At 57.0% G+C, this 502-nt stretch carries 1 protein-coding gene; it reads left to right on the top strand.

Features of this window, described 5'->3' with window-relative positions; genetic code table 11:
* Positions 1-145 precede the first annotated feature (145 nt).
* Positions 146-502: hypothetical protein (locus AB1A62_RS22180; protein ID WP_366663619.1), on the top strand; the 357-nt coding region annotated here is incomplete at its 3' end.

Raw genomic sequence — 502 nt, 5'->3', positions numbered from 1 at the left:
TGTGTCAGGAGCTTGGTAGGAGTTCTACCTGACGATTCTAGCAAACGCAATCCCCTCACGAAGTTCTTTTTGGTAGGAGAAAAAGTTGACAGAACTAACACGCCGACCATATGGATCGGTCCAATCGTCAAAGCAGTGGGGAAATATGAAAGCTTATCTTGGGCTCGACCTCGGCACGTACATGGGGTGGGCGCGCACCGACCTGTTCCCTGGGAGCGGAGGGGTCTTCTTATCAGGCGCATGGGACTTCGACATCACCCGGTTTGATGCGCCGCCCGTCCGCTACCAGAAGTTCGAAGTGAAGCTGCGCGCGCACTGCGTGCTCGGGCTCAACATGGTCTTCTACGAAAAGATTCTGCGCCACAAGGGCACGACAGCGGCCCACGTCTACGGCGCATTCCTGAACAAGCTGCATGAGGTCTGCGACGAATACGGCGTTCCGTACATCGGCCTCAGCGTTCAGGAGATCAAGAAGTTCGCCACCGGCAAGGGCGGCGGACCC

The organism is Leisingera sp. JC11, assembly GCF_040704725.1.
Taxonomy (GTDB): domain Bacteria; phylum Pseudomonadota; class Alphaproteobacteria; order Rhodobacterales; family Rhodobacteraceae; genus Leisingera.
Note: the sequence above shows the minus strand (reverse complement) of the source record. Positions and strands in the feature narration are given on the sequence as shown.